Genomic DNA, 2,804 nt, shown 5'->3' with positions numbered 1-2,804 from the left:
GATGTCCAGCAGATCACCAAGGGCGCGATCATCGTCGCCGCCGTCCTGGTACAGAAGGGTCGTTCGACGTCATGAACCACACCCCGAGCACCATCCAGGGAAACCCCACCAGTCGCAGAAACCTCCTCCTGGGCACCGCCGCGGCGGGCGCGCTGTTCGCGGCCGGCTGCACCAGCAACGAGAACAACGACAGCAAGGACGAGGGCAAGCAGCCCGCCGGCGCCGCCGACAAGAAACGCGGCAAGAAGGTCACCATCGGCTTCGCCGGGCCGCAGGCCGACCACGGCTGGCTCAACGCCATCAACGAGCAGGCCAAACGGCGTGCCAAGGAGTACCAGGACGTCTCGCTGGTCAGCACGGAGGGCTCCAACGACACCGCCCAGCAGATCGGGCAGATCGAGACCCTCATCAACAAGAAGGTCGACGTCCTGGTCATCCTGCCCGCCGACGGCAAGGCGCTCACCCAGGTCGGGCTGAAGGCCATGGAGTCGGGCATTCCCGTCGTCAACCTCGACCGCGTCTTCGCCTCCCCGCAGGCGTACCGGTGCTGGATCGGCGGCGACAACTACGGCATGGGCCTCAACGCCGGTCGCTACATCGGCGAACAGCTCAAGGGCAAGAAGAACGCCAAGGTGGTGGAGCTGGCCGGGCTGGACAACCTGGAACTGACCCGCCAGCGCACGGCCGGTTTCGACGACGCACTCAAGAACTACCCCAACATCAAGAAGGTGGGCCGCCAGGCCGCCGAATTCACCGTCGAGTCCGGTCAGTCGAAGATGGCCCAGCTGCTCCAGGCCCACTCCGGCTTCGACGCCCTGTGGAACCACGACGACGACCAGGGCGTCGGCGCCGAACGTGCCATCCAGCAGGCCGGACGCGACGACTTCCTGATGGTCGGCGGCGCGGGCGCCAAGCGGGCCATGGACGCCATCAAGGCCGACAACACCGTCCTCAAGGCCACCGTCCTGTACCCGCCGACGATGGCCGCCTCCGCCATCGACCTGGCCCGTGCGCTCGGCCAGGGCAACGGCGTCGGGGGCCTGGCCGAACTGGAGATCCCCGCGTCCCTCACCCTCTACTCGGCCGTCGTGACCAAGGAAAACGTGGACGAGTACCTGCCCACGGGATTCAGCTAGGCCCCGTCTCCACCAATCGCATCCGCCGCGATCTGAGAGGAGCCACATGGAAAGCCCCGCAGCACAACACCCCGAAGCGCGACAGGCCGAAACACAGGGCCTCGGCGTCGGCATGGTCGGCTACGCGTTCATGGGCGCCGCCCACTCCCAGGGCTGGCGCACCGCGGCCCGCGTCTTCGACCTTCCCCTCCGCCCCGCCATGGCCGCCATCTGCGGCCGTGACCCGGACGCCGTCCGCGCCGCCGCGGACAAACACGGCTGGGCGGCCGCCGAGACCGACTGGCGCGCTCTGATCGCCCGGGACGATGTGCAGCTGGTCGACGTCTGCACCCCCGGCGACAGCCACGCCGAGATCGCGATCGCCGCGCTGGAGGCCGGTAAGCACGTGCTGTGCGAGAAGCCCCTCGCCAACTCGGTCGCCGAAGCGGAAGCCATGGCCGCCGCCGCACGCCGCGCCCGGGCGCGCGGACAGCGGGCGATGGTGGGCTTCAACTACCGCCGTACGCCCGCGATCGCGCAGGCCCGCCGCATGGTGGCCGGGGGCCGGATCGGCGTCCTGCGCCATGTACGGGTCACCTACCTCCAGGACTGGATCGTGGATCCGGAATTCCCCCTGGTGTGGCGGCTGCGCCGGGAACAGGCGGGCTCCGGCGCGCTCGGCGACCTCGGGGCGCACATCGTGGACCTCGCGCAGTACCTGGCGGGGGAGCGGCTGGTCGGCGTCTCGGCGCTCACCGAAACGTTCGTACGGGACCGTCCGCTTCCGGGTACGGCGGGCTCGGGCACGGCGGCGCGCGGACCGGTCACGGTCGACGACGCCGCCCTGTTCACCGGCCGGCTCGCCTCCGGCGCGCTGGCCTCCTTCGAGGCCAGCCGCTTCGCCGCCGGGCGCAAGAACTCGCTGCGCATCGAGCTGAACGGCGACCACGGCTCGCTCGCCTTCGACCTCGAACGGCTCAACGAGCTGTCGTTCCACGACCACACCGCCCCCGCCGCCGACTCCGGCTTCCGCCGCATCCTGGTCACCGAGCCCGACCACCCCTACCTGGAGGCCTGGTGGCCCCCGGGCCACGGGCTCGGCTACGACCACACCTTCGTCCACCAGGCGCGCGACATGGTGGCGGCCATCGCCGCCGGGACCGATCCCGAACCGTCCTTCGAGGACGGGCTCCAGGTGCAGCGGGTGCTGGCCGCGGTCGAGGACAGCGCCGAGAAGAACTGCGTCTACACACCCGTGCCCGCCTGAGGAGGAGGCCACCATGCCCAGACCCTTCACCCTCTTCACCGGCCAGTGGGCGGACCTGCCCCTGGAGGAGGTCTGCCGCCACGCCCGCGACTTCGGCTACGACGGCCTCGAACTCGCCTGCTGGGGCGACCACTTCGAGGTCGACCGCGCGCTCGGCGAGCCCGGCTATCTCGACGGGCGCCGTCAGCTCCTCGACAAGTACGGCCTCCAGTGCTGGGCCATCTCCAACCACCTGGTCGGCCAGGCCGTCTGCGACCACCCCATCGACGAACGCCACCAGGCCATCCTCCCCGCCCGCATCTGGGGCGACGGCGACGCGGAGGGCGTACGGCAGCGGGCCGCCGCCGAAATGGCCGACACGGCCCGCGCGGCGGCCGCCTTACGGGGTCCGTACGGTCATCGGCTTCACCGGCTCGTCCATC

General features: G+C 70.5%; 2 protein-coding genes and 1 pseudogene. All 3 read left to right on the top strand.

The genetic code is table 11. From position 1 onward, the window contains the following. Nucleotides 1-71: 71 nt before the first annotated feature. A complete protein-coding gene (locus tag SSOG_RS09640) occupies nucleotides 72-1,136 on the top strand; it encodes a substrate-binding domain-containing protein (RefSeq protein WP_009714028.1) in 1,065 nt (354 codons plus the stop codon). Nucleotides 1,137-1,182: 46 nt separating this feature from the next. Continuing rightward, nucleotides 1,183-2,382, top strand: coding sequence for a Gfo/Idh/MocA family protein (locus tag SSOG_RS09635; protein WP_009714027.1), 1,200 nt, complete (start codon nucleotides 1,183-1,185; stop codon nucleotides 2,380-2,382). A 13-nt stretch (nucleotides 2,383-2,395) separates the two neighbouring features. Then, a pseudogene (locus SSOG_RS09630) lies at nucleotides 2,396-2,804 on the top strand (TIM barrel protein); the annotation flags it as partial.

The sequence above is a fragment of the Streptomyces himastatinicus ATCC 53653 genome (assembly GCF_000158915.1).
GTDB lineage: Bacteria > Actinomycetota > Actinomycetes > Streptomycetales > Streptomycetaceae > Streptomyces > Streptomyces himastatinicus.
The sequence above is the reverse complement of the archived record's forward strand: the minus strand, read 5'-3'. Positions and strand labels throughout refer to the sequence as shown.

What these genes read in the sequence shown, in the direction of transcription:
- SSOG_RS09635 (WP_009714027.1), top strand. Translation starts at nt 1,183, where the DNA reads ATGGAAAGCCCCGCAGCACAACACCCCGAAGCGCGACAGGCCGAAACA.
- SSOG_RS09640 (WP_009714028.1), top strand. Translation starts at nt 72, where the DNA reads ATGAACCACACCCCGAGCACCATCCAGGGAAACCCCACCAGTCGCAGA.